This window comes from Nocardia sp. PLKS1-43 (assembly GCF_059510335.1).
The window spans coordinates 558,789-580,200 of record NZ_JCAJZQ010000002.1 but is presented as its reverse complement, the minus strand read 5'-3'; the positions used below and the strand labels follow the sequence as shown (position 1 = coordinate 580,200).

The following is a 21,412-nucleotide window of genomic DNA, read 5'->3' as shown; positions in this document are numbered from 1 at the left end:
TATCGCCCGGCCGTTGCCGCTAGCCCCCGGAACGAATGATCTGTTCGATGTTGCGTTCCGCGAGCGCGCTGATCGTCAACGACGGATTCACTGTTCCGGTGCTGCCGGGCACCGCTGCCCCGTCCATCACATAGAGGTTGCGATAACCACGAACCCGGCCGTATTCGTCCGTCGCGCGTCCGATCACCGCGCCGCCCAGCGGATGAGAGGTGAACGAGGCATCCGCGTCCAGGGTCGTCCGGGAAAAGGACCGGCAGTCACAGCCGGAGTTTTCGTTGACTTGCCGGGCTCGCGCGAGAGCGGCGGCCGAGCCGTCGCGCGGCCACCGCAGGTCCACGCGCCCGTCGGCCGGGTCGCAGACGAACCGTCCGCGGGTGTCGTCGAGCACGATGCCCAGCGTCCCGAGAATCGTGGTGTCGAAGGGAGTCGTGCCGGGGATGAACCAGCTTTCCAGCGCCACCGGAGCGCCGCCCGCGTCGTCGAGAATCCGGCTCGCGGACGGTGCGCCCTGCAAACCCGCCTCGAACGTGTCGAGCGGCCGAGCCAAGGCGACGTCGCCGTTGCTGCCCCAGCCTTCGCCGATGTCCTCGTTCAGGTTCGGCAGTGCGCCGGTCGCCCGCGCGCGCACCAGCAGCTCGGAGGTGCCGATCGAGCCCGCGGCCAGGAACAGCATGTCGCAGGTCAATGTGCGGGTGCGTAGCACCTCGCCGGTGGGAGCGAGCTTGGTCACCGCGACTCGGTAGCGGCCCGGTGCACCGGGTTCCCCGGCGATGGCGTCCACGCGGTGGCCCGGGTAGATCCGGGCGTGGCCGGTGCCCTCGGCTGCGCGCAGATAGTTCTGGTTCACATCGAATTTCGCGCCGTTGGAATTGCCGAGGTTCGAACAGCCGACCGTGGCGGACGGCCTCGATCGTCCGGCCAGCTCATCGCGGATGACATCCCACCGCCACGCGCCGGCCACGGGCTGCGGCCGGTAGCCGGCCGCGCGGACCTGTTCGTCCCAGGCGCGGGAGTGCGCGAAGGCCACGGAGTTGTAGATGTCGAGCGGCATCGGGCTCGGCCGCAAGATCTTCCGGGCCCTCGGGTAATAGACCTCGTGCATCTCGCGGTAGTCGACGACGCCCCGGAAAACGTGCTCGAAGAACCGCTGCTCCGGCTCCACCATCACCCCGGTGAACACCACCGAGCCGCCGCCCACACACGCTCCGCGCCACACATCGATGCCCGGGTAGCTGCAGACATCGAGCACCCCGCCGAACGGATCGATGGCCAGCGGGATCCGGTTCGCCCCGGTGAAGCCGGTGCGGTGCCAGAAGCCACGGCCATCGGGGATCGTGTCGGTGGCGAAGATGTCGCGCCACGGATCATTCGGCCAGCGCGACCCGCGCTCGAGCACCGCGACATTCGTGCCGGACTGCGACAAGCGCAGCGCGGTGACCGCCCCACCGAACCCCGATCCGATCACGATCGCTTGGACATGGTCGGCCGGATCGGGCACGGGCGCGAAGATCTCCGGCACCAGCGCGCGATATACCGGCGTTCTCGGACTGGGGCCGGCGGCGCCGGGCGCCGCGAGGGACCTGGCCGGGTTCGCGCTCGCGAGCCACAGCGTCATCGCAGCCGAACCGGCACTCTCGAGGAAGCCGCGCCTGTCCATGGTGGCCTCTATCACCTCTCTCGATCCCGAGTGTGACGATCAGCAACCCCAAGAAATAGCGGCTCTCTATCATAAGTGGTGGGATGGCCGCAGGAGGTGACAATGTTGACTCGCGCTTGGACCAGGTGGCTGCTCACGCACGGGCTGCCGCGCACCTATCTCCGATGGTCGGCGCGGCGGGGCGATCCGCTCGGGCAAATCGCCTTCGGCCCGGATCGCCTGCTCGGCTCCTCGCCGTACGTCGAGGAGATCCGGCGGCGCGGCCGAATTCCCCGGATGTCGGGGGCCCGCGTCACCGCCGACTACGAACTGTGCCGGCTCATCCTGCGGGACAGGCGTTTCGGGGTCGTCACGCCGACTCATCCGGCCCTGCCCAAGCCGATCCGCGCGCTGCTGAGCAAAACGGATCCGGGCCTTCCGAACCTCGGCGAACCGCCCTCGATGCTGGTGACCGATCCGCCCGATCACACCCGGTACCGCCGCCTGGTGGGACATGCGTTCGGCCCGAAGGCGATCGCCGCGCTGGAGCAGCGAATCACCGAAGTCGCCGATGACCTCGTCGAACGCCTGCGATCGAATCCTCGACCCGACCTGATCACCGACTTCTCCGCGCAGCTGCCCGTCACGATCATCGCCGAGATTCTCGGCCTGCCGGCCGATATGCACGCGACCCTGTTGAAATGGGGGGATTCCGGTGCGCCGCTGCTCGAACGGGGTCTGTCCTGGGCCACCTATCGGCACGCCATCGAAGATCTGGCCGAGGTCAAAGAGTACTTCGACCTGCGCCTCGACGCGCTCACGGCCGAACCGGACGATCACCTGCTCAGCCTGCTGGTGGCGAACGGCGAACTCACCCGGCGTGAGCAGGTGGCCAACGCGACCCTGCTGCTGGACGCCGGATTCCTGACGACGGTCAATATGCTCGGCAACGGGATCGCCCTGCTGACAAGCCATCCGGACCAGCTGGAGCTATTGTTCGCGCAACCGGAACTGTGGCCGAACGCGGTCGAGGAGATCCTGCGCTACGACGGTCCCGTGCGAATGACCGGCCGGGTCGCGAACTGTGACGTCGACCTCGCGGAGCAGCGCATCACATCGGGGTCGCTGGTGCTGTTGTCGCTGGCGGGAGCCAACAGCGATCCGGCGGTCTTCGCCGACCCCCAGCGCTTCGACGTGGCCAGGGAAAACGCCCCCGAGCATCTCGCGTTCAGCAGCGGAATACATGGGTGCCTGGGATCCAGGCTCGCCCGAACGGAAGGTGTCATCGCGCTGCGAGCCCTCTTCGAGCGCTATCCGGCACTGCGCCTGGACGGCCCGCCGATCCCGCATCCGCTGCGGAACCTGCACGCCTACCGTTCCATGCCCGTCGCACTGTCGGGGGGCTGAGACGTATCGCGCGGTCTGCCTCCGCCGGTGGGATCATCCCGATTCCGGCGACGGCATAACTGGACGCTTGGTGAAAACGGTATATCATCGAATGCGCTGAGCCGGTTCCGAATTCGGTCCAGGACGCGTAGTTCCACGTCACGACCGGTCGTGATGCCTTGTGCGCTCGGTGAATTGCAGAGCTGATTGCCGGTGTCGGCACTTCGCAATTATTCGCCTCGTGGGCGTGCTGCTCGGGATTCACTGGTGCGCAACCTGGTTGGTGATCGCCGTGCCCCTGCGGTTCATCGCTGGTTATCTCTCGGGGCTAGCGTGGCGATTGCTCGGAAGGAGCGGCGTCATGGAATTCCGACATCTGGTCTCGTTCATCACCATCGCCGAAGAGTTGCATTTCGGCCGTGCGGCGCAGCGCCTTCATCTGACTCAGCCGAGTCTTTCCGCCCAACTCCAGAAGTTGGAGAAGTCGCTCGGGGTACAACTGGTCGCCCGCAACTCGCACGAGGTGCAATTGACCGCGGCGGGAAGGGAATTCGAGCTACAGGCCCGTCAGATCCTGGCCCGGATGGACCGCGCGGCCGAGGTGGCCAAGGCCACCGCCGAGGGCCGGGCGGGCACGGTCGCGGTCGGCTACAACCTGCCCGCCAGCCGTCACGTGCTACCGCGGACTTTGACCCGGATGACCGAGCGGCATCCGGACGTCGTGGTGTCGTTGTGGGAAAAGCGCACCGGGCCGCAGCTCGCCGCGCTCGCGGACGGATCGTTGGATATCGCCGTCGTCTACGGCCATCCCGGCACTGTGGAGTTCCGGTACCGCAGGGTGCTGCACCGGATACCGCTGGTCGCGGTCGTCGGGCGGCGGCATCGGTGGGCGGATCGGGCGGGTGTCTCGTTCATCGAATTACAGCATCAGCAGTGCGTGCTTTTCGGCCGCGAGCAATGTCCGGCCATGTACGACGCCATCTTCCACGCGGCCGCGCAGACACAGATCTCGCTGTCGGTGTCCCATCGCGCCGATGATCCGGGCGCGACCGCGCACATCGTGTCGGTACGGCCGCTGGTCGGTTTCGCGTCGTTACCCCGCGCGATTTCCATGGGTATGGGCGAACCCGGCAGCCCTGCGGTTGCGGTGAAATTGATCGATCCGGTACCGACGCTGGATTTGTACGTGGTGTGGCGGTCGGGCGAAACGAATCCCGCGGTAGCTGCCTTTCTCGATTGCATCGAAGTACCGGAATCCGCACAGCTCGATGATCCTCGATCGACTGCACCGGCGGCGATTCGATAGGTATTCGTTCTCGGACGGTAGAAACGACGCCGGCGTCGGCGACGAAAAGCGATTCGGCGGCCGAGTCGCTAGCATTCCTGGCTGTGACAACTCCCAGAGGCCGGACCGAGTACCGCCAAACTCGCTTCCAACCGCCGGCCGGCTCCACCGAACTGCTGCTGATCCGGCACGGCGAGTCCGCCCCCGCGTACCCGGACCGGCCCTTCCCCCTGGTGGACGGACAGGGAGATCCCGAACTCGCCCCGGAGGGGCGACAGCACGCCGAACGCGTGGCCGAACGGCTCTGCGCGGAACGCATCGACGCGGTCTACGTCACCACATTGCGGCGAACAGTGCAGACGGCCGCACCGCTCATCGCCCGCCTCGGCCTCACCGCGCGCGTGGAACGCGACCTGCGAGAGGTGCATCTCGGCAGCTGGGAGGGCGGACTCTTGCGCAAGATGATCGCCGAAGGCGATCCGGTGGCACAGCGAATGCACGCACAGGAGCGCTGGGATGTCATCCCCGGCGCCGAACCGGCCGAAGAATTCGCCACCCGGATCCGCGACGCGGTCCAGCGGCTCGCCGCCGCGCATCCCGGCCAACGCCTGGCCGTGTTCACCCACGGCGGCGTCATCGGCCAGGTGCTGGCGCTGGCCAGCGGCTCTCGCCCGTTCGCTTTTCTAGGCGCGGACAACGGCTCGATCTCGCACATCGTGGTGACCGCGGATTCCTGGATCGTGCGCTGCTTCAACGACACCGCCCACCTGGGACCGGCCTTCGCCCGGTCCGCCGCGCCCCTCACCTGACGCGACAGCGCCCGAAATCACAGCGTCGCAGCGTATTCCGGCGTCGGCACGAACGCCGCCGACCTGGACCGGAGCATCTCGGCTGGACTGCCGAGCAGGCCACGTGCTTTAAAGGACGCATGGTCTGGGGGGTGCTCGTCGTCGCGGTGGCGACCGGAATTCTGTTCTCCTCCTTCTTCACCGAGACCTGGGCCCGGGAGGCCCGCGACGCGGCGCAACTAGCCGAGGACCGGGATTCGCCCCCGGCCGACTACCGGTTGTCGCGCGGCAGGCAGCGGCGGCTGCAGGCGATCACTCGCTGGTTGCGCACGGCCGCGTCGCTGTACCTGCTGATCGGTCTGCTGGTGGACTGGTTGTGCGTCAACTCGATCCGGTGATGCCGCGACGGATCTCCCCGGGGCTGTGCTGAATTCGCTCCGAGGACCGCGAACGCGAGGAACGCAGCTGGTAGGGCACGCTGGTCACCATCACCCCGGGGACGAACAGCAGTCGCGCCTTGAGCCGCAGCGAACTCTGATTGTGCAGAAAATTCTCCCACCAGCGGCCGACCACGTACTCGGGTATGTAGATCGCGACCACGTCGCGCGGGCGCGAGGTGCGCACCCGCTTGATGTATTCGATGATGGGCCGGGTGATTTCGCGATATGGCGATTCGACGACCTTCAGCGGGATCGGCACTCCGGCCTCCTCCCAGTCGCGGGTCAGCTGGCGGGTATCGGAGTCGTCCACGTTCACCGAGATCGCGGTGAGCGTATCGGGCCGGGTGGCGCGGGCGAACTGCACCGCGCGCTGAGTTGCCTTGTGCCAGCTGGAGACCAGCACGATCGCGTGCACGCGGCCCGGCAGCGTCTCGAGCTCTTCGGGATCGACGTCGAGTTCGGACCGGACCCGCGAATAGTGCCGATGGATACTCGCCATGATCGCGACCAGCATCGGGATCGCGAACACCACCAGATACGCGCCGTGGGTGAACTTGGTGACCATCACCACGACCAGCACCACGCCGGTGAAACAGGATCCGAAGGCGTTGATGATCCGCCCCCGATGGATGCGCGCCCGCTCGGCCGGCGTCTTCGCGGTGCGCAACTCCCGGTTCCAATGCCGCACCATGCCCGCCTGGCACAGCGTGAACGAGGTGAACACACCGACGATGTACAGCTGGATCAGCCGCGTGGTCGAGCCGTGGAAGGCGTAGATGAGCCCGCCCGCGACGACCGCCAGCAGGATGATGCCGTTGGAGAAGGCCAGCCGGTCGCCGCGAGTGTGCAACTGGCGCGGCATGTACCGGCGCTGGGCCAGGATCGAGTTCAGCAGCGGGAAGCCGTTGTACGCGGTGTTCGCCGCCAGGATCAGGATCAGGGCGGTGGTCACCATCAGGTAGTAGAACGCGATGCTGTGCCCGCCGAACACCGCCGCGGAGATCTGCGCGATCACCGTCTTCTGCGCGTCGGTGTCGCAGTTACCGGGGAAGTTGGTGATATCGCAGGTGTTCTCGGTGACCTTGGTGTGCGAGATCATGGCCAGGGCCGTGACGCCGGCGAACAGCGCGATGGCCAGCGCGCCCATCGCGGTCATGGTGCGGGCGGCGTTGAGCGCCTTCGGTTTGCGGAATGCCGGGACGCCGTTGGAGATGGCCTCGGCCCCGGTCAGGGCGGTGCATCCGGAGGAGAAGGCACGCAGCAACAAGAACGCCACCGCGGCCGAGGACAGCCCGATCTGTTCGGGACGGATCTGGTAGTGGGCGCTCTCCGCGACCGGCGCATGCCCGAGCAGGGTCTGTCCCAGTCCGACGACGGTCATGGCGAGCACGCCGACGACGAATCCGTAGACCGGGATCGCGAAGGTCCGGCCGGATTCCCGCACGCCGCGCAGATTCATCGCGGTCAGCAGTGCGACGAAACCGATATTGATCGCCACCCGATACGGATTCAGGCCCGGCAGCGCGGAGATGATGTTGTCCACGCCGGAGGCCACCGATACCGCGACGGTCATGATGTAGTCGACCAGCGACGCCGCGGCGACCACGAGTCCCGCACCGGGACCCAGATTCTCCGCGGCCACCTCGTAGGACCCGCCGCCGGACGGGTACGCCTGCACCACCTGCCGGTAGGACAGCACGACCACGGCCAGCAGGACGGCCACCGCCGCGGACACCCACCAGGCCAGATGCAGATAGACCACGCCGCCGAGGGTGAGGATCAGCAGGATCTCCTGCGTCGCGTACGCGACCGAGGACAGCGCGTCGCTCGCGAAGATCGGCAGGGCGATGCGCTTGGACAACAGCGTCTCACCGAGTCGATCACTGCGGAACGGGCGCCCGAGGACTAATCGCTTCGCGACATCGATCGGTGAAACCACGATGAGCCAGCCTAAGCGGGAGCAGTTGCTGTTGGGAAACCGGCAGGGAGGTTGATGGATAAATATTGTGGTGCGAACCGTACGGATCCCGTCGGTATCGAGCCCGGAGGTTCAGCGAATCACTATTGTAGGTCGCCCGCGGCGCGCGGGCAGAATGGAACACGCGCTGAGCTAACCTTCAGTCACTGCCGCATGCGTATACGTGTGTTGCGGTTGGTTGCCGCCTTCGGCGTAGTGGGGGTGCCGATTGTGACCCGTCACAGCGGCGGCCGGGCCGGATACACCCGGGCGACAAGGCCGCCGCTTGTTTGTTCAGGTGAGAAGCCCAGCCCGATACTGTAATCGGTGCGCGATTACCGCGGGCGCGGAAGGAGCCACCATGACCGTCACACCCCCGGCCGTCGATCTGACCGTCTCCGGACGTCCGGTCTCCCAGCCGCTGCAGGACGTCTGGAGCCTGTCACGGCAGATGGTCGACCACTTCATCGCGAATGTCGCGCCCTGCGGGACCCTACCGGACGACGTCCTGCACGGTGACGTGGCCACCATCACCCGGCTGTGCGTGGAGATGACCACCAGCATGCTCGACGGCGGCGATATCGCCGTCAAGACCGAGCGCGTGCAGGCCGCGGCCGCCGAATGGGCTCGCGAGGGCATTCCGATCGACACCATCCACCGCGCGATGTACGAGGGCTTCAAGATCGGATTCGATCTGGTGTTCGCGCAGGCCACCGCCGCGGACTACGACACCGTCCTGGCCACCGCGCGGCGCATGCTGGAGATCCTGGGCACGCTCACCTCGACGGTGTCGGTGGCCTACGTCAAGGAATACCGCGCGGTGGTCAGTGAGCACCACACCGCGGTGCACACCCTCACCTCCGCACTGCTGGGCGGACACTCCAGCGCGACCATGGCCCGCGAATGCGGAATCGAGATCGCCTCCTCGTACCACGTTCTGGCCCTGTCGATTCCGGCGCATCCGGAGGAGCGCAATCCCCGCGTGGACGGAAAAGTCGTGGCCCGCCGCAAACTTCGGCGGGTGCAGGCCGAATTGGCCACGCGCTGCGGCGAATCGGCGCTCTCGCTGTTGAGCGTCGACGGCGGCACGGTGCTCATCCCCGAAAACGCCGTGGACAGTATGCAACTCGACGAACTGCTGAAGTGCTTGTCGCGGGCCGCGCAGGTGCCCATCCGCGCGACCGTGGTGCGGGCGAAACCGGCGGAGATCCCCGACGGCGCGGACCGCGCGCACGAACTACTGGACATCGTGCACCGGCTGGACTGCGTGGACGGGCTCTACCGATTCGACGATCTGGCACTGGAATACCAGCTCACCCGGCCCGGCCCCGGCCGCGAATATCTCGGCTCGCTGCTGGACCCGCTGGAGAACCACCCGGACCTGCTGACCACGCTGCAACGCCATATCGCCAACAACCTCAACCGCGGCCGCACCGCACGCGGACTGCATGTGCACACCAATACGATCGACTACCGGCTCAAGCGGGTGGGGCAGCTGACCGGATTCGACCCGAATCAGCCCTCGGGACTGTGGTATCTGCGATCTGCCCTGGTGGCACGCAGTTATCGAGCGTAGGCGGTGGTCCGCCGCGATGGGTACGGTGGTGATCATGCGTACCGAGGGAGACTCCTGGGACATCACCACGAGCGTCGGATCCACCGCACTGTTCGTCGCCACGGCCCGCGCCCTGGCCGGGCGGGATCCCTCGGCCCTGGCCGTGGATCCGTTCGCCGAGGTCTTCGTTCGCGCGGCGGGCCCGGAGTGGTCCCCGATGCTGGACGGCGGCGCACCCGCCGAATTGCTCGCCGAATCCGAATTCGGCCGGTCCTTCCAGGAATTCCAGGCCGCGCGAACCCGCTACTTCGACGATTTCGTGGCGGCCGCGATCGATTCGGACATCCGCCAGGTGGTGATCCTGGCCGCGGGGCTGGACGCCCGCGCGTATCGGCTGCACTGGCCCGAGGACGCGATCGTCTACGAACTCGATCGGCCGCGGGTGCTCGAGTTCAAGCGGGAGACCTTGGCCGCCAACGGCGACAAGCCGCTCGTCGACCGCCGTGAGGTGGTCGCCGACCTGCGGGAGGACTGGCCGAGGGCGTTGCGCGAGCAGGGATTCGATCCCACTCGGCCGACCGCCTGGCTGGTCGAGGGGCTGCTGATCTATCTCCCGGCCACCGCGCAGGAGCAACTGTTCGACACCATCGATGCGCTCAGCACCGCCGGCAGCCGGGTGGCCGTGGAACAGATGGACCCGCTCCCCGAGGAGGCGGCCGCGGCCATCGGGCAGATGCCCGACGAGGCCGAGACCGGCAGCAGCGGACAGTGGACCGCGCTGATCTACAACGAGCCGCGCAGCGAGGTCACCGCCTGGCTCACCGCGCACGACTGGCGGGCCGAGCGGACCGATGTGCCCGATTACCTTCGGGCACACGGCCGCCCGGTGCCGAACCGGGATCCGCAGGAGGGGCTGGTGCCCGCACTGGTCAGCCTGGTGACCGGGATCCGGTCGTGATCACTTGCCGTTGGGGTAGCCGACCTTCGCCAATGCGGTGGTCCAGTCACCGGCGATGGCACTCTGGGCGTCGGTGAGCGCGACCTTGCCCGAGCACACCAGCGAGTGCAGCTGATTCTCCACCGAGTCCTTCGGGTTGTTCGGCCCCGCACCGGCCTTGTGGCCGGGCGAGGGCGGCTCGACCCAGAGGTTGCGCGCATCGTTCGGATCGCCGCCGAGTTCGAGGGAGATCAGGTGGTCGTATTCTGCGTCGTGCTCGGATCCGGTGTAGCCGTAGGACTTCGCGTTGGCTTCCTTCTCCCGGCCGGTGATATTGGCCGGTGGCCGGATCGAGGAGGTGTAACCGCTGCGGCAGATGGTCTGCGCCAGGTTGTCAGCGGTGACCTTCGGGTTGGTCGCTCCCGGAGTGCAATTCGGATCGGGCAGCGGTTGCCCGTCCGAACTCTTCCCGAAATGGCATGTGCCGGGGGCGGGTTGGGCCTGCACCGTATAGGTGCCCGACGGTCCGGGACCGACCGGCACCGAGGTGGCGAATTTGGCATTGGCGGGTTTGACCGCCTGGGTAACCGATTTCGTGGTGTGGGCGGAGCAACCGGCGACGAGAATCGGAACGAACAGCGAGATCATCAGGGTCTTACGCGCGAACATGTACTTCCCTCTAGCCGAAGAGCAACTGCGCCCTCATTGTGCGGCATAGCCGGGAAACACGGTGGCCGGACACGCGATCAGTTTGCTGTGAAGTTGAAATGCGGTGGCCAGCATGGGTTTCAGGCGTTGCTCGCGGACCGCTCGTAGATGTCCAGGGCGAGCGAGACAGCTGCTGCGCGGCACTGCTCGTCGGTCAGCTCGACATCGCCCATCATGCCCACGCTCCAGGAGATCGCCAGAAGCGCCTGGCGGGCATGGAAAATCGCCAGCGGATCGCGATCGGGCCCGGTGACCGCGTCGGCGACCCGACGGAACTGATACCGCAGCGCCGATCCGACGCCGAGCCGGCGGAACGCGGCCTGGTTCTCGTACATGAACCGGGTCATCTCGCGCCCGGTGTCGTGCAGCACCATTCCGTAGCGCCGCAGGATCTCCCGGGCGGTGTCCCGGCCGGCCGGTTGGGCAGCGGCCCAGGTGAGGATCTCCTCGACGCCGGTGCGCAGATCGTCGGCCAGGCTGACGACGATGTCCTCCTTGGCGGGAAAGTGGTAGTAGACCGCGGCCTTGGTGATACCGAGGCGCTCGGCGATCTCTCGTACGGAGGTCTGGTCGTAGCCCTGCGCGGAGAACAACTCCATTGCGACCGTGCGGATTCGGTCACGGGTGTCGGTGCGCCGACCTGCCACCGCGCCTCTCCCATCATTGTCGACGACCGGACGGCACCGACTGTATCGGCACGGTGGCGAGTCATGACCCCAGCATCGTATTCATCAGCGTGCCCGCGCTGGTCGCCACGAGACCGCCGACCAGCGCCCCCGCCACCATCTTCGGCGATTCCAGCGGCCCGCCGTTCCACTTCTCCCACGCGAAGCGGCCGCCGGCGAAGATGAGCGCGGTGGTCCCGGACAACAGGGCGAACCATGTGCAGTAGCGCACCAATTGCATGATCTTGCTCGCCAGGGGCGGCGCCTGCGGCGTCGGATTCGAAACCTGGGCGAGTACCACTTCGTGTACGGCTGTGAGGATCATGATGCCCTCGTTCCACGAGACGAATACGAATGATGCGTCATATCCCATGGTAGAACGCATCACTCGGCGAATCTCGCCGGAATGCCCTGCTGCGTAGCGGTTTTCGTGTCTACCGGACTTGACGCCTACTCGTCGTCCAGGCCCGCGGACAGATAGGCCGCGGCGGCGATCCACTGGCGGCAGCCGAGGTGGCGGTCGTGCGCGTGCAGGATGGCGCGGGCGCGCCAGTAGGTGAGTTCCCGTGGCTCCACGCCGCATTCGCCCGGCGGCGCCATGTTCCCGGCCTGCTCGCGGATGCCTTGCTGCTGAATCACATATGTCATGGGACGCCTCTAGCCGTTCGCTCGTGCATTGCGGTGGCGATACTGGCGCGGGAGCCCAACTCTCCGGCGTCGTCCGGCCATGTCGTCCTGGATGAGTTTAAGACGCCGTTCAGTGCAGATGCAAGTACATCTGCACTGTCGTGAGGGTGTGTTTCGGGCCCGTGGATTTTGTGAAATCTCACCAAACCAGGCGTTTTTACCAGACCGACCGGTTGCTATCCGCCCGATATCCGCAGTTCATCACAGATTGACGTGTCATGAGCAAAGTTCCTGCCGCCCTTGTCGTTTCGATCGAGCGAACCCTCGATCCGGGGCAACCGGCGTGCTATCGTCAGATCGTCGGTTCATTTGCAAGAACATTTGCGCGAACATCTGCAAGCACCGGCAGGCCGCTCAGGGCGGCGGGTTCGGAATCGTCTAGCGAGGAGACAGAAATGGCCGAGAGCACAGCCGCAGGCATTGGTCGCACGTCCGACCTGGCGTGGCGCAAGAGCACTTTCAGCAACCCCAGCGGCAACTGCGTGGAAGTTGCCGATATGGCGAATGGTCTGGTCGCGGTGCGCAACTCCCGTGATCCGGAGGGCGCCGTACTGGTCTACACCCGTCCGGAGATCGACGCGTTCCTGCGCGGCGCTAAGAGCGGGGAGTTCGACGATCTGGCCGGGTGAGTTGTAGCATTACCTGGCGCGGTATCGGTCTGCGACGACGGGGTGGTTGAGACCTGCGCTGCCGTTGGTCGTCGAGCATCGGAGTCGTTTTCATGGTCGCAGAACCCGGTCGCATCGGCCGTGTGGAATCGCTTGCCGCCGAACGTGGTCCGACGGCGCTACGGATCGCGGTCGGCGGGCAACTCCGCAAACTGCGTGAGCAGGCGAAGATCACGCGCGAGGAGGCGGGTGAGGCCATCCGTGGCTCGCACGCCAAGATCAGCCGTCTCGAGTTGGGCCGCACCGGTTTCAAAGAGCGTGACATCCGAGATCTGCTGACTCTCTACGGTGTGAACGATGCCGTGGAGCGCGAAACGTTGCTCGAACTCGTTCACAAGGCCAATCAGCCCGGATGGTGGCATCGGTACAGCGACCTTCTGCCGCCGTGGTTCGAGACCTACCTCGGTCTCGAACACGCGTCGAAGTCGATCAGAACCTTCGAGGGACAGCTGGTTCCCGGTCTGTTGCAGACCGAGGAGTACAGCCGCGCGGTGGTCTCGCTCGGTCACGAGAGCGCGGAGACCGCGCGCCGGGTCGAATTGCGCCGGCGTCGGCAGGAGATTCTGGATCGCAGCGGCGGGCCGACGCTGTGGGCGGTCATCGACGAATCGGTGTTGCACCGGCCGATCGGCGGCACCGAGGTGCTGCGGGCTCAGCTGGAACATCTGGTCGAGGTCTCGTCCTGGCCGAATGTGACCATTCAGGTGCTGCCGTACGCCGCGGGAGGTAATGCGGCGGCGGGCAGTTCGTTCACCATGCTGCGCTTCGCCGAGCCGGAACTGCCCGACATCGTGTACCTGGAGCAGTTGACCAGTTCGCTGTATCTGGATCGTCAGCAGGACCTGGAGATGTACCGGCAGGTGATGGACAGGCTGAGTGTGCAGGCGGAGCCGCCGGACCGGTCGCGGCGGTTGATGGCCGAGGAAGCGGCCAAGCTGAAATAGCTGGAACAGCCTTGGCCGTGCCGGCCCGGGCGATGAGATACGAAAGCGGCGATGGGGCCGCCGGTATCGCCCGGTGGCCCCATCGCCGTCTATCTACTCCTCGAATATTTGTATTACTGTTTGATGCAGCTCGACGCGATGCGCCAGAATGCTTCTGGCTGCAACGACGTGAAATTCCAATCGTTCACCATCGCATGTGCGGTGCTGACGATCCGCTCAACATCGAAATCGTCACGTGTAGCCGCGCCGGTGGACTCGACCGCGTCGATTACGAAACGAGTTGCGGTTTCCCGCGAATAAACATTGCGCTCGGTCCGGCTTCTATCAATGATTCCGAGTCGGCCGAGGTCCAATGGCTGGTTCATTCGAACGCCCCTGACGCCACGCCGCAGGTGGGCCGGTGACCCGGAATTGGTTCCTGGTTCACCCGACGGCTGTCTGGTAGTCCCCTGTACTGCCTTGCGGTTCGAGTCTAGGACCGTGTAGCGCGCATATGCAAGTACATCTGCAACATCGATTGTTCAGTCGCAGTGCACGTTTCGGGTGCTGTTGGATTGCTGTTCGGCGACGCCGCTGTCGTGCGGGTGCCATAGTTACCGCATAGTTGTGTTGCTATCTGGACGCCAGTTCAAAATCGTCGCGAATTCGTTCGGACGCCAATCTCGTAACAAGGCTGGATAACTGCCCCGAGAAACAAGATCGAAATATTCCGGTCACCGGGGACGGGCAGGATTCGTCGGCTCAGGGCCCGCTGAGGCAGCCGTTCTCGCGCTTCTGATCGGCCGCTGCGGGGCGGGGCGTGCGATCAGGACACGGCGCGATGATCGGCCCAGCGCCGCGCGGCGTCGCGCAGGCTGTGCGTCCAGATGTTCGGCCGGCGATGTGCGGTGGTCTCCCATTCGCCCGCGAGCGCCGCGGAGAACGCCCAGAGCTGATGCCGGGACGCGGTGTGCCAGGCGGGTGTTCGCGCGGCCCACCGTTCGGCTTCCCCGGGTTCGTGCCCGGCCAGTACGAGCCAGACGATCCAGCACGCCGGGTCGATCCACGCCGCGCCGCGAGTGGCCCACGGCCAGTCGACCAGCCGGGCGGTGCCGTTCTCGCCGATGATGACGTTGCTGTAGTTCCAATCGGTGTGCAGCAGAGTAGTTCCGGCGAACAGGGCGCGGTCGGCGGGGTCGGGCGCGTAGCGGCCCCACCGCTGGACCGCGTCGTTGATCTCGAGGTCGGGCGGGCAGGGCAGCTCGGCGAGTGCGCTCATCGTCGCGGCCGTCGCCGCCAGGTCCGCGTTGATCCGGTAATCAGCGAAATGCCCCGGCAGGTAATAGAATCCGAGCAGATCCCAGCCTCCGGCGGTGACATGCCAGCGCATCGGCGGCCCGATCGGGGAGACATGGGGCCACAGGTTCGCCTCACGGTGCTGTGACCACACCTCCGGATCGTCCAGCGGAATGCCCTTGACGAAGGTTCGCTCCCGCGCGGTCTCGATCACGGCCGCGAGGTGGCTGCTGAATCCCGCATTGACCTGATCCACTCGGAGGATGGGCCCGGTCAATGCCTCGACCGCGGTGCGCGCGGTCTCCGGTATCTGCTCCCAGCTGTGCCGTAGCGGCGACGTCTGCACGCGATCCACTGTCACTCTCGAAGATCTACCGCGAATTCGCCACTCGGGCAAGCCAACTCCGAATCCGTACTTGCTGATGCACGATCGGATGTACATACGCCTCGCGTCCCGGGCCGAGAATCAAGTGATTCGTTTGCATATCGCATTTATCGCCGCAGGTGAGAGCTTTGTTAGTGCGTGTGCGTCGATAATTCCGGTGACGCTCCGCAAACGACCGGTCGGTTGGCCCGGGAATTCGCTGACTATATGCCGACTTTCGACTCTTGCGGTCTCCGCTCCGAATATGCGTATTGCCGTGGCGATGGTCCCGCAACGATTCGGCGGCGGTTCGGTGCGGTGCTCGGTTTCGGAGATGTCGTGCGGACCCGTCTCGAACCGGACTCACGGTGCATACGATCGGAAAACGACGACGTGGCACGGCATTCGGCGGACGTACGCTCGAACGACTCGGTGCAGCGAATCCATATTCGGGTATGGGCGCGTGGTTGGAAGCTCCGGGGTAGTTCGTCCTGGGGGTGTGTGATGCGTGCTTGGCGTGTCCTGCTCATTGCGGTCCTGCTGGTCTGCGGTTCGGCGACCGGTTTCGCGCATGCCGGTCCGATACCCGCCGGCCCGCCGAATCCGCCCGCACTCCCGGCGATTCCGGGAATCGACGCGGCCACGGTGCAGCGATGGATCGATGCGGTGGTTCCCGCGCCGCCCATCGTGGCGCCGGCGGATCCGATCGCGGCCTCGCCGGGGACCTCGGTGAATCTGGCGCTACTGCAACAGGCGGTGATGCCCGCCCAGGTCGGGGACCCGATGTTCGACCAGTGGCCGCCGGACCTGGCCGCCGAAGCCCCCGGCGCGATCATCGCCGTGCGTGATGTGACCGCGACGGCGGCTCCGCTGCTGGCGGTACCGGTCCGGCAGGTGCTGCTGCTGAAATTTCGCACCACCGACGCCTACGGCGGCGCCTCCTTCGCCACGGCCACACTGGTGATTCCGGCGGCGGCGTGGACGGGCCGGGGCGAGCGGCCGGTGGTGGTGAACAACCTGGCCATCGATGCGCTCGGACGAGCCTGCACCCCGGGATACTCGCTCGCCCACGGCTTCAACGCGCATACCAGCTTCGGTGACGATCTCCCGCCGACCACGCAGTTGGCGGTCCTGCGCGGATACGCGGTGCTCATTCCCGACCACGAAGGGCCGCGAATGGCCTATGCCGAACCCTACGTCGCCGGACATGCGGTACTCGATTCGATTCGCGCGCTGCGCAATCTGCGCCCCGAGGAGTTCGGAGCCAGTCGTTTCGCCATGCACGGTTACTCCGGCGGAGCCATCGCCACGCGCGGCGCGGTCGGGCTGATCGCTTCCTACGCACCGGAATTGGCGACAGTGGTGGCCGGTGCCGCGCTGGGCGGCGTACCCGCCGACTACCGCATCCTGGCCCGCAGTATGAACGCGAATCTCGCCTCGGGCGTGTTCCTGGCGGCGACGTTCGGCGTGGCCAGGGAACGTCCGGAGATCCTGGCCCGGATGAACAATCTGGCGCGCTGGGTGGCGATCTCACCGTTGAAGGACAGCTGTACCAGCGTCTTCGCGCCGGTCGGCCTGCTGATGCTGCCCGCCGACGTCGCCGCGGACATCCCCGATGCGCTGCACAGTCCGGTGGCCGATCAGATCTACACCGTCACCGCGATGAGCGGGATGAAATCGCCTGTGCCGCTCTATGTCTATCAGGGCGAGCAGGAGTTCTGGATCCCGGCCGAAGGCGCTCGCGACTACTACGCGCAGCAGTGCGCGCTGGGGGCGCGGGCGACGTACCGGAGCGTACCGGGCGAACATCTGCTCGCCGACGCACTCGGCTACCCCGAGGCCGCGGCCTGGCTCGACCAACGGCTGCAAGGGATTCCGGCCCCCGACGGGTGCTGAGAAGTTCGGCGTTTGTGCGCCGCCCCTAGGTGCTCGGCGGTCGGTTCATGAATTGTCATCGGATCAACTCGTCCCGGCCCCGCACCGGTTCCGTAGCCGTATCGTGATCTGCACGCGGCGCCGGTGTTTGCGCGGTCGGCGCCGCGAACAGGTGTCGGTGCCGTACCCGGAACAGGAAGGAGTGCGCCCGGTCCGGTCGTGACACCAGCCACCGCCGGGTGGTGCCCCGAAACCACACACCCGGTGAACGTACCTCCGCACCGCGGCAACTGGACTTCCAACCCCTCCCGCCACTGGTGCGTGTGCGTGTGGATCCGACCCGCCGGACGCAACCCTCACCCCAGCGTCCGGCGGGCTTGCGCGCAGGCCATTCCCCTTGTGGCCGCCGAGGACGCTTTGCTTTGCTCGAAGGAGTACGTGTGGGCACCGCCTGGACCGATCGGATTCATTCGCGCGGGCTCGGTTCCGGCGCGTTATGACCCTTCGCGCTCCCCTCGCCGCGGTGGCGGCGCTGCTGGCCGGAACGATTCTCGCCGCGCCCGTCCGCGCCGATCCGGTACCCGCCGCTCCGCCCGCGGTGGGTGCGGCGACGAGCCGATCGGCCCTGCTGAGCACCGAGACTCGCGGACCGCACTGGGAGCGCCTGTCCGTGCGCTCGGCCTCGATGCGCCGGGTGATACCGGTCGACGTGCTGCGTGGTGCGGGCCCGGGACCGCATCCCGCGCTGTACCTTCTGGACGGCGTGGACGGCTCGCCGACCTCGGACTGGCTGACCAAGGGTCACGCCGCCGAGTTCTTCGCGGGCAAACCGGTGGACGTGGTGCTGACCGGTGACGGCGTCGGCAGCATGTACAGCGACTGGGAACATTACGACCGCACCCTCGGCCTGAACCGGTGGGAGACCTTCCTGATCGATGAGCTGCCGCCGATCGTGGAGTCCTATCTGCGCACCGACGGTCGCCGCGCGGTCGCGGGCGTGTCCATGGGCGCGCAGGGGGCGATGATGCTCGCACAACGGCATCCGGGCTTCTTCCGCGCCGTCGCCGGGATCAGCGGATGTTATTCCACCGCAGACAACGTCGGCGAGGCGGTCACCCGCATCACCGTGGCCTCGCGCGGCGGCAATCCCGAAAACCTCTGGGGGCCGCCGAATTCCCCGGCATGGCTCGCGCACGACAGTCTGCTCGGCGCGGCGAAACTGCGCGGCACCGCGATCTATCTCTCGGCCGCGACCGGCGTGCCCGGCGTGCCCGACCTCGAGGCCATCGCCGATGCCCCGAATGTGCTCGCCGCGCTGCAGCAGTCCGGCGGCGGCGCCGCACTCGAGGCCGGTGCGCTCGCATGCACCCAGCGATTCGCGGAACGTCTTGCGCAACTGCGCATTCCGGCGACGGTTGAGTACGAGCCGACCGGCACGCACGCGTGGCCTTCCTTCAGCGGCGAACTTCCGGCGGCGTGGCAAGCGATCGCGAAGGCGTTCCACGGCGAAGCCAGCAAGATCGAGATCCAGGAGCGCTGACCGCCGACGATTTCGGCGCGCGCCGACGGGGTCGTCTTGCGCCGCGGGCGGATCGAATTCTCCGTGATCGTTCCGTGATCGGCGTGTACGGACCGGCGTCTCGGTGATCGTTTCCCGGCGTACGGACGAATGCGCGTATCGCGCTCCTCCGGCGTATTCGCCCAGCATTGTGCACTCTCACCGGCGGTAACGGGCACGCTAGTGAGATTTCGAAGAGCCCTGGTCGGACCGTATCGAACCCCTGCTGACAGCCCTAGCGTGAGCGCAGTTCGAATGCCCGGAATCGCTTCCCGGGCAACGAAACCGAGAACGTCGTGGTTCTGCAGGAAGGTTTGGAATGAGACGAACTACCCGTGCCCGGTCGTTGCGTGCTGTGGTCCTCACCGGGGTCACACTGCTCACCGTGGGCTTCGGCTGCGCCGGGGCGAACGCCGCCCCGGCGCCGGCTTCCACCCCGCATCCGACCGATCAGACGCTGGCCGACTTCATCGCCCAGGGCTTGAAGAACAAGGCCGCCAAGCCCATCGTCGACACCGGCAGCGCCGGTACGGGTTCGGCGTGCACCTCGGGCAGCGGCGCCGGTTCGGGCAACGGATCGGGTGACTGCTACGGCGGTTCGGGTTCGAGCTCGGGTTCGCAGGGTGGAACATCCTCGGACACAGTCGGTTACGGCCCGGCGAGTACGGCATTCCTGGCCGCCTTCGGCTACTCGCTGCTGCACCCGAACGTGGCCCCGCCGGGAGCCAACGACTGGAGTTGCAAGCCGACCGCGCAGCATCCCGAGCCGGTGGTGCTGGTGCACGGGACGTGGGAGAACGCCTACGACAACTTCGCCTACGTCAGCCAGCCGATCAAGAACGCCGGTTACTGCGTCTACACGTTCAACTACGGTCAGTCGAATCTGCTGGCCGGTGGTGGACTGGGCTCGGTGCTTCCGGGCGCGAACGGCACCGAGAACATCCCCGATTCGGCCAAGCAGCTGGCGACCTTCGTCGATCGCGTCCTGGCGGCCACCGGCGCGCCGAAGGTGAACATCGTCGGGCACTCGCAGGGTGGCGCGATGTCGCGGTGGTACCTGAAGTACGAGGGCGGCGCGGCCAAGGTCGATCACGAGATGACCTTCGGCGCAACCAATCACGGCACCACGCTGGACGGCATCGGCGCACTGGGCCGGGCCATCAACAACTTCGGCATCGACGTGCTCGGCCTGATCGAGATCTTCGTCGGGCACTCCGGCATCGAGCAGACCGTCGGCTCCGACTTCGTCAACAAGCTCAACGCCGGCGGCGACACCGTGCCGGGAGTGAACTACACGGTCGTCGGCACCCGCTACGACGAGGTCACCACGCCGTACAACCTGACCTTCCTGCAGCCCGGACCGGGCGCGACGGTGCGCAACATCACCCTGCAGGACGGCTGTGATCAGGATCTGTCCGATCACCTGACGATGATGTACTCCCCGCGGGTGCTCTCGATCATCCTCAACACCCTCGACCCCAGCGTGCCGTTGACGTGCACCTTCAACCCGTGGCTGCTGGGCGGCGGCGGGAAGCTCTGACCGGCCGATCCGTTCACCACGTTCATGCCTGCCGGGCGCAGCGAATGTCGCTGCCCGGCAGGCATGAGCGCGTCGTACCCCTTTTCCGGCAATGGCCGGGAACAGCACAGAGAGTTCCGATGATTCGAAACATGTTGCGCAGCGGTGTGTTCGCGGCCGTCGTGAGTGCCGTGGCCGCCGTGCTGACCGCGGCGCCCGGCCTGGCCGAGGCCCCCGACGGCTCGGCCGTGACGGGCAGCTGGCAGGTGAACGCGAATACCGTTCAGCTGCGCGTGTATTCGGCGGCGATGAACACCAACATCATGGTGAACGTCCAGCGCCCGGCCGATCCGAAAGCGCCAGCCGGGGTGCTTTATCTGCTCAACGGCGGTGGGGGAGGGCAGGATTCGGCGACCTGGCAGCGCAATACCGACGTGCAGCGGTTCCTGTCCGGTAAACAGGTGCTCGTGGTGCAGCCGGTCGGCGGCCGGTGGAGTTACTACACCGACTGGCGCGCGCCCGACCCGAAACTCGGTGTGTACAAATGGAAGACGTTCCTCACCGAGGAACTGCCGCCGCTGATCTCCGCGACGTTCGCCACCACGGGTGCGAATGCCATTGCGGGACTGTCCACTTCGGGAACCTCGGTGCTGCAATTGCCGATCGCGAAACCCGGCCTGTATCGCGCGGTGGCCGCGTACAGCGGCTGTGCGCAGATCAGCGATCCGGTCGGGCGCGAATTCGTCAAACTCGCGGTGGAGGACTGGGGCGGCGGGGACACGGTGAACATGTACGGGCCCGACAACGATCCGATGTGGGCCGCGAACGATCCGTACCTGCACGCCGCCGGACTGCGCGGGCTGAAGCTGTTCATCTCGAGCGGGTCGGGCATTCCGGGGATGTACGACACCTACAACGGCGCGCACATGCTGCCGGGCGTGTCCGGTTACGCCGACCAGATGGTGATCGGCGGCGTCATCGAGGCGGCGGTGAACTGGTGCACGCACAATCTGCGGACCCGGCTCGGGCAGCTGGGCATCCCCGCGACCTTCGATTTCGAACCGGCCGGTACGCATTCCTGGGGATATTGGCAGGACGCGCTGAAGCGGTCCTGGCCGGTCCTGGCGGCCGGACTCGGCGCGCCGGTGTGAACCGGCACCCCGGC

At 66.6% G+C, this 21,412-nt stretch carries 20 protein-coding genes; 12 read left to right on the top strand and 8 right to left on the bottom strand.

Going from position 1 to position 21,412, the window contains the following annotated elements; all coding sequences use genetic code 11:
• Positions 1 to 19: 19 nt before the first annotated feature.
• Entirely contained in the window at positions 20 to 1,672 is a 1,653-nt protein-coding gene (locus tag AC5WS7_RS10555; RefSeq protein ID WP_495954234.1) for a GMC oxidoreductase, read from the bottom strand.
• An 87-nt stretch (positions 1,673 to 1,759) separates the two neighbouring features.
• On the opposite strand from AC5WS7_RS10555, the gene AC5WS7_RS10550 reads away from it, so the two are divergent.
• The 4 genes from AC5WS7_RS10550 to AC5WS7_RS10535 all read left to right on the top strand — a co-directional run bounded on the left by AC5WS7_RS10550 (position 1,760) and on the right by AC5WS7_RS10535 (position 5,493).
• Positions 1,760 to 3,043 (top strand): cytochrome P450, encoded by a 1,284-nt coding sequence (locus AC5WS7_RS10550; protein ID WP_495954233.1) that lies wholly within the window; start codon positions 1,760 to 1,762, stop codon positions 3,041 to 3,043.
• Positions 3,044 to 3,383: 340 nt separating this feature from the next.
• The gene (locus AC5WS7_RS10545) at positions 3,384 to 4,328 is read left to right on the top strand and encodes a LysR family transcriptional regulator (protein ID WP_495954232.1); all 945 of its coding nucleotides are present in this window, start codon (positions 3,384 to 3,386) and stop codon (positions 4,326 to 4,328) included.
• A gap of 83 nt (positions 4,329 to 4,411) precedes the next feature.
• Positions 4,412 to 5,116, top strand: a complete 705-nt coding sequence (locus tag AC5WS7_RS10540) for a histidine phosphatase family protein (RefSeq protein ID WP_495954231.1) — start codon at positions 4,412 to 4,414, stop codon at positions 5,114 to 5,116.
• 119 nt (positions 5,117 to 5,235) lie between these two features.
• Entirely contained in the window at positions 5,236 to 5,493 is a 258-nt protein-coding gene (locus AC5WS7_RS10535) for a hypothetical protein (RefSeq protein WP_495954230.1), read from the top strand.
• Here the strand turns inward: AC5WS7_RS10535 and AC5WS7_RS10530 are convergent.
• Positions 5,477 to 7,474: an APC family permease gene (locus AC5WS7_RS10530; protein WP_495954229.1), complete on the bottom strand. Its 1,998-nt coding sequence runs from the start codon at positions 7,472 to 7,474 to the stop codon at positions 5,477 to 5,479. The two genes, AC5WS7_RS10535 and AC5WS7_RS10530, sit on opposite strands and share 17 nt — an antisense overlap.
• A 379-nt stretch (positions 7,475 to 7,853) precedes the next feature.
• Here AC5WS7_RS10530 and AC5WS7_RS10525 point away from each other — a divergent pair, with 379 nt between their 5' ends.
• Both AC5WS7_RS10525 and AC5WS7_RS10520 read left to right on the top strand, forming a co-directional pair.
• Positions 7,854 to 9,068, top strand: a complete 1,215-nt coding sequence (locus AC5WS7_RS10525) for a PucR family transcriptional regulator (RefSeq protein ID WP_495954228.1) — start codon at positions 7,854 to 7,856, stop codon at positions 9,066 to 9,068.
• 34 nt (positions 9,069 to 9,102) lie between these two features.
• The gene (locus tag AC5WS7_RS10520) at positions 9,103 to 10,005 is read left to right on the top strand and encodes a class I SAM-dependent methyltransferase (RefSeq protein ID WP_495954227.1); all 903 of its coding nucleotides are present in this window, start codon (positions 9,103 to 9,105) and stop codon (positions 10,003 to 10,005) included.
• On the opposite strand, the gene AC5WS7_RS10515 is transcribed toward AC5WS7_RS10520, so the two are convergent.
• From AC5WS7_RS10515 to AC5WS7_RS10500, 4 genes are all read right to left on the bottom strand, one after another.
• The gene (locus AC5WS7_RS10515; RefSeq protein WP_495954226.1) at positions 10,006 to 10,653 is read right to left on the bottom strand and encodes a hypothetical protein; all 648 of its coding nucleotides are present in this window, start codon (positions 10,651 to 10,653) and stop codon (positions 10,006 to 10,008) included.
• A gap of 119 nt (positions 10,654 to 10,772) precedes the next feature.
• A complete protein-coding gene (locus AC5WS7_RS10510; protein ID WP_495954225.1) occupies positions 10,773 to 11,339 on the bottom strand; it encodes a TetR/AcrR family transcriptional regulator in 567 nt (188 codons plus the stop codon).
• Between the two features lie 61 nt (positions 11,340 to 11,400).
• Complete coding sequence (locus tag AC5WS7_RS10505) at positions 11,401 to 11,682, bottom strand: hypothetical protein (RefSeq protein ID WP_495954525.1); 282 nt, start codon at positions 11,680 to 11,682, stop codon at positions 11,401 to 11,403.
• 125 nt (positions 11,683 to 11,807) lie between these two features.
• The gene (locus tag AC5WS7_RS10500) at positions 11,808 to 12,005 is read right to left on the bottom strand and encodes a hypothetical protein (protein ID WP_495954224.1); all 198 of its coding nucleotides are present in this window, start codon (positions 12,003 to 12,005) and stop codon (positions 11,808 to 11,810) included.
• 434 nt (positions 12,006 to 12,439) lie between these two features.
• Between AC5WS7_RS10500 and AC5WS7_RS10495 the strand changes: the two genes are divergently transcribed.
• On the top strand, positions 12,440 to 12,673 hold the full coding sequence (locus tag AC5WS7_RS10495) for a DUF397 domain-containing protein (RefSeq protein WP_051193176.1): 234 nt from the start codon (positions 12,440 to 12,442) through the stop codon (positions 12,671 to 12,673).
• A 92-nt stretch (positions 12,674 to 12,765) separates the two neighbouring features.
• Positions 12,766 to 13,656 carry a Sco1979 family transcriptional regulator gene (locus AC5WS7_RS10490; RefSeq protein WP_495954223.1) on the top strand — a complete coding sequence of 297 codons (891 nt, stop codon included), beginning with the start codon at positions 12,766 to 12,768 and terminating at the stop codon, positions 13,654 to 13,656.
• A 113-nt stretch (positions 13,657 to 13,769) separates the two neighbouring features.
• Here the strand turns inward: AC5WS7_RS10490 and AC5WS7_RS10485 are convergent, their stop codons facing one another.
• Both AC5WS7_RS10485 and AC5WS7_RS10480 read right to left on the bottom strand, forming a co-directional pair.
• A complete protein-coding gene (locus tag AC5WS7_RS10485) occupies positions 13,770 to 14,021 on the bottom strand; it encodes a hypothetical protein (protein ID WP_067894314.1) in 252 nt (83 codons plus the stop codon).
• A gap of 440 nt (positions 14,022 to 14,461) precedes the next feature.
• On the bottom strand, positions 14,462 to 15,292 hold the full coding sequence (locus AC5WS7_RS10480; protein ID WP_495954222.1) for a hypothetical protein: 831 nt from the start codon (positions 15,290 to 15,292) through the stop codon (positions 14,462 to 14,464).
• Positions 15,293 to 15,799: 507 nt separating this feature from the next.
• On the opposite strand from AC5WS7_RS10480, the gene AC5WS7_RS10475 reads away from it, so the two are divergent.
• The 4 genes from AC5WS7_RS10475 to AC5WS7_RS10460 all read left to right on the top strand — a co-directional run bounded on the left by AC5WS7_RS10475 (position 15,800) and on the right by AC5WS7_RS10460 (position 21,398).
• A complete protein-coding gene (locus AC5WS7_RS10475) occupies positions 15,800 to 17,191 on the top strand; it encodes a lipase family protein (protein ID WP_495954221.1) in 1,392 nt (463 codons plus the stop codon).
• A 475-nt stretch (positions 17,192 to 17,666) separates the two neighbouring features.
• Positions 17,667 to 18,710, top strand: a complete 1,044-nt coding sequence (locus tag AC5WS7_RS10470) for an alpha/beta hydrolase (protein ID WP_495954220.1) — start codon at positions 17,667 to 17,669, stop codon at positions 18,708 to 18,710.
• Positions 18,711 to 19,047: 337 nt separating this feature from the next.
• The gene (locus tag AC5WS7_RS10465) at positions 19,048 to 20,268 is read left to right on the top strand and encodes an esterase/lipase family protein (RefSeq protein ID WP_495954219.1); all 1,221 of its coding nucleotides are present in this window, start codon (positions 19,048 to 19,050) and stop codon (positions 20,266 to 20,268) included.
• 131 nt (positions 20,269 to 20,399) lie between these two features.
• On the top strand, positions 20,400 to 21,398 hold the full coding sequence (locus AC5WS7_RS10460) for an alpha/beta hydrolase (RefSeq protein ID WP_495954218.1): 999 nt from the start codon (positions 20,400 to 20,402) through the stop codon (positions 21,396 to 21,398).
• The last annotated feature ends 14 nt before the right edge of the window (positions 21,399 to 21,412 follow it).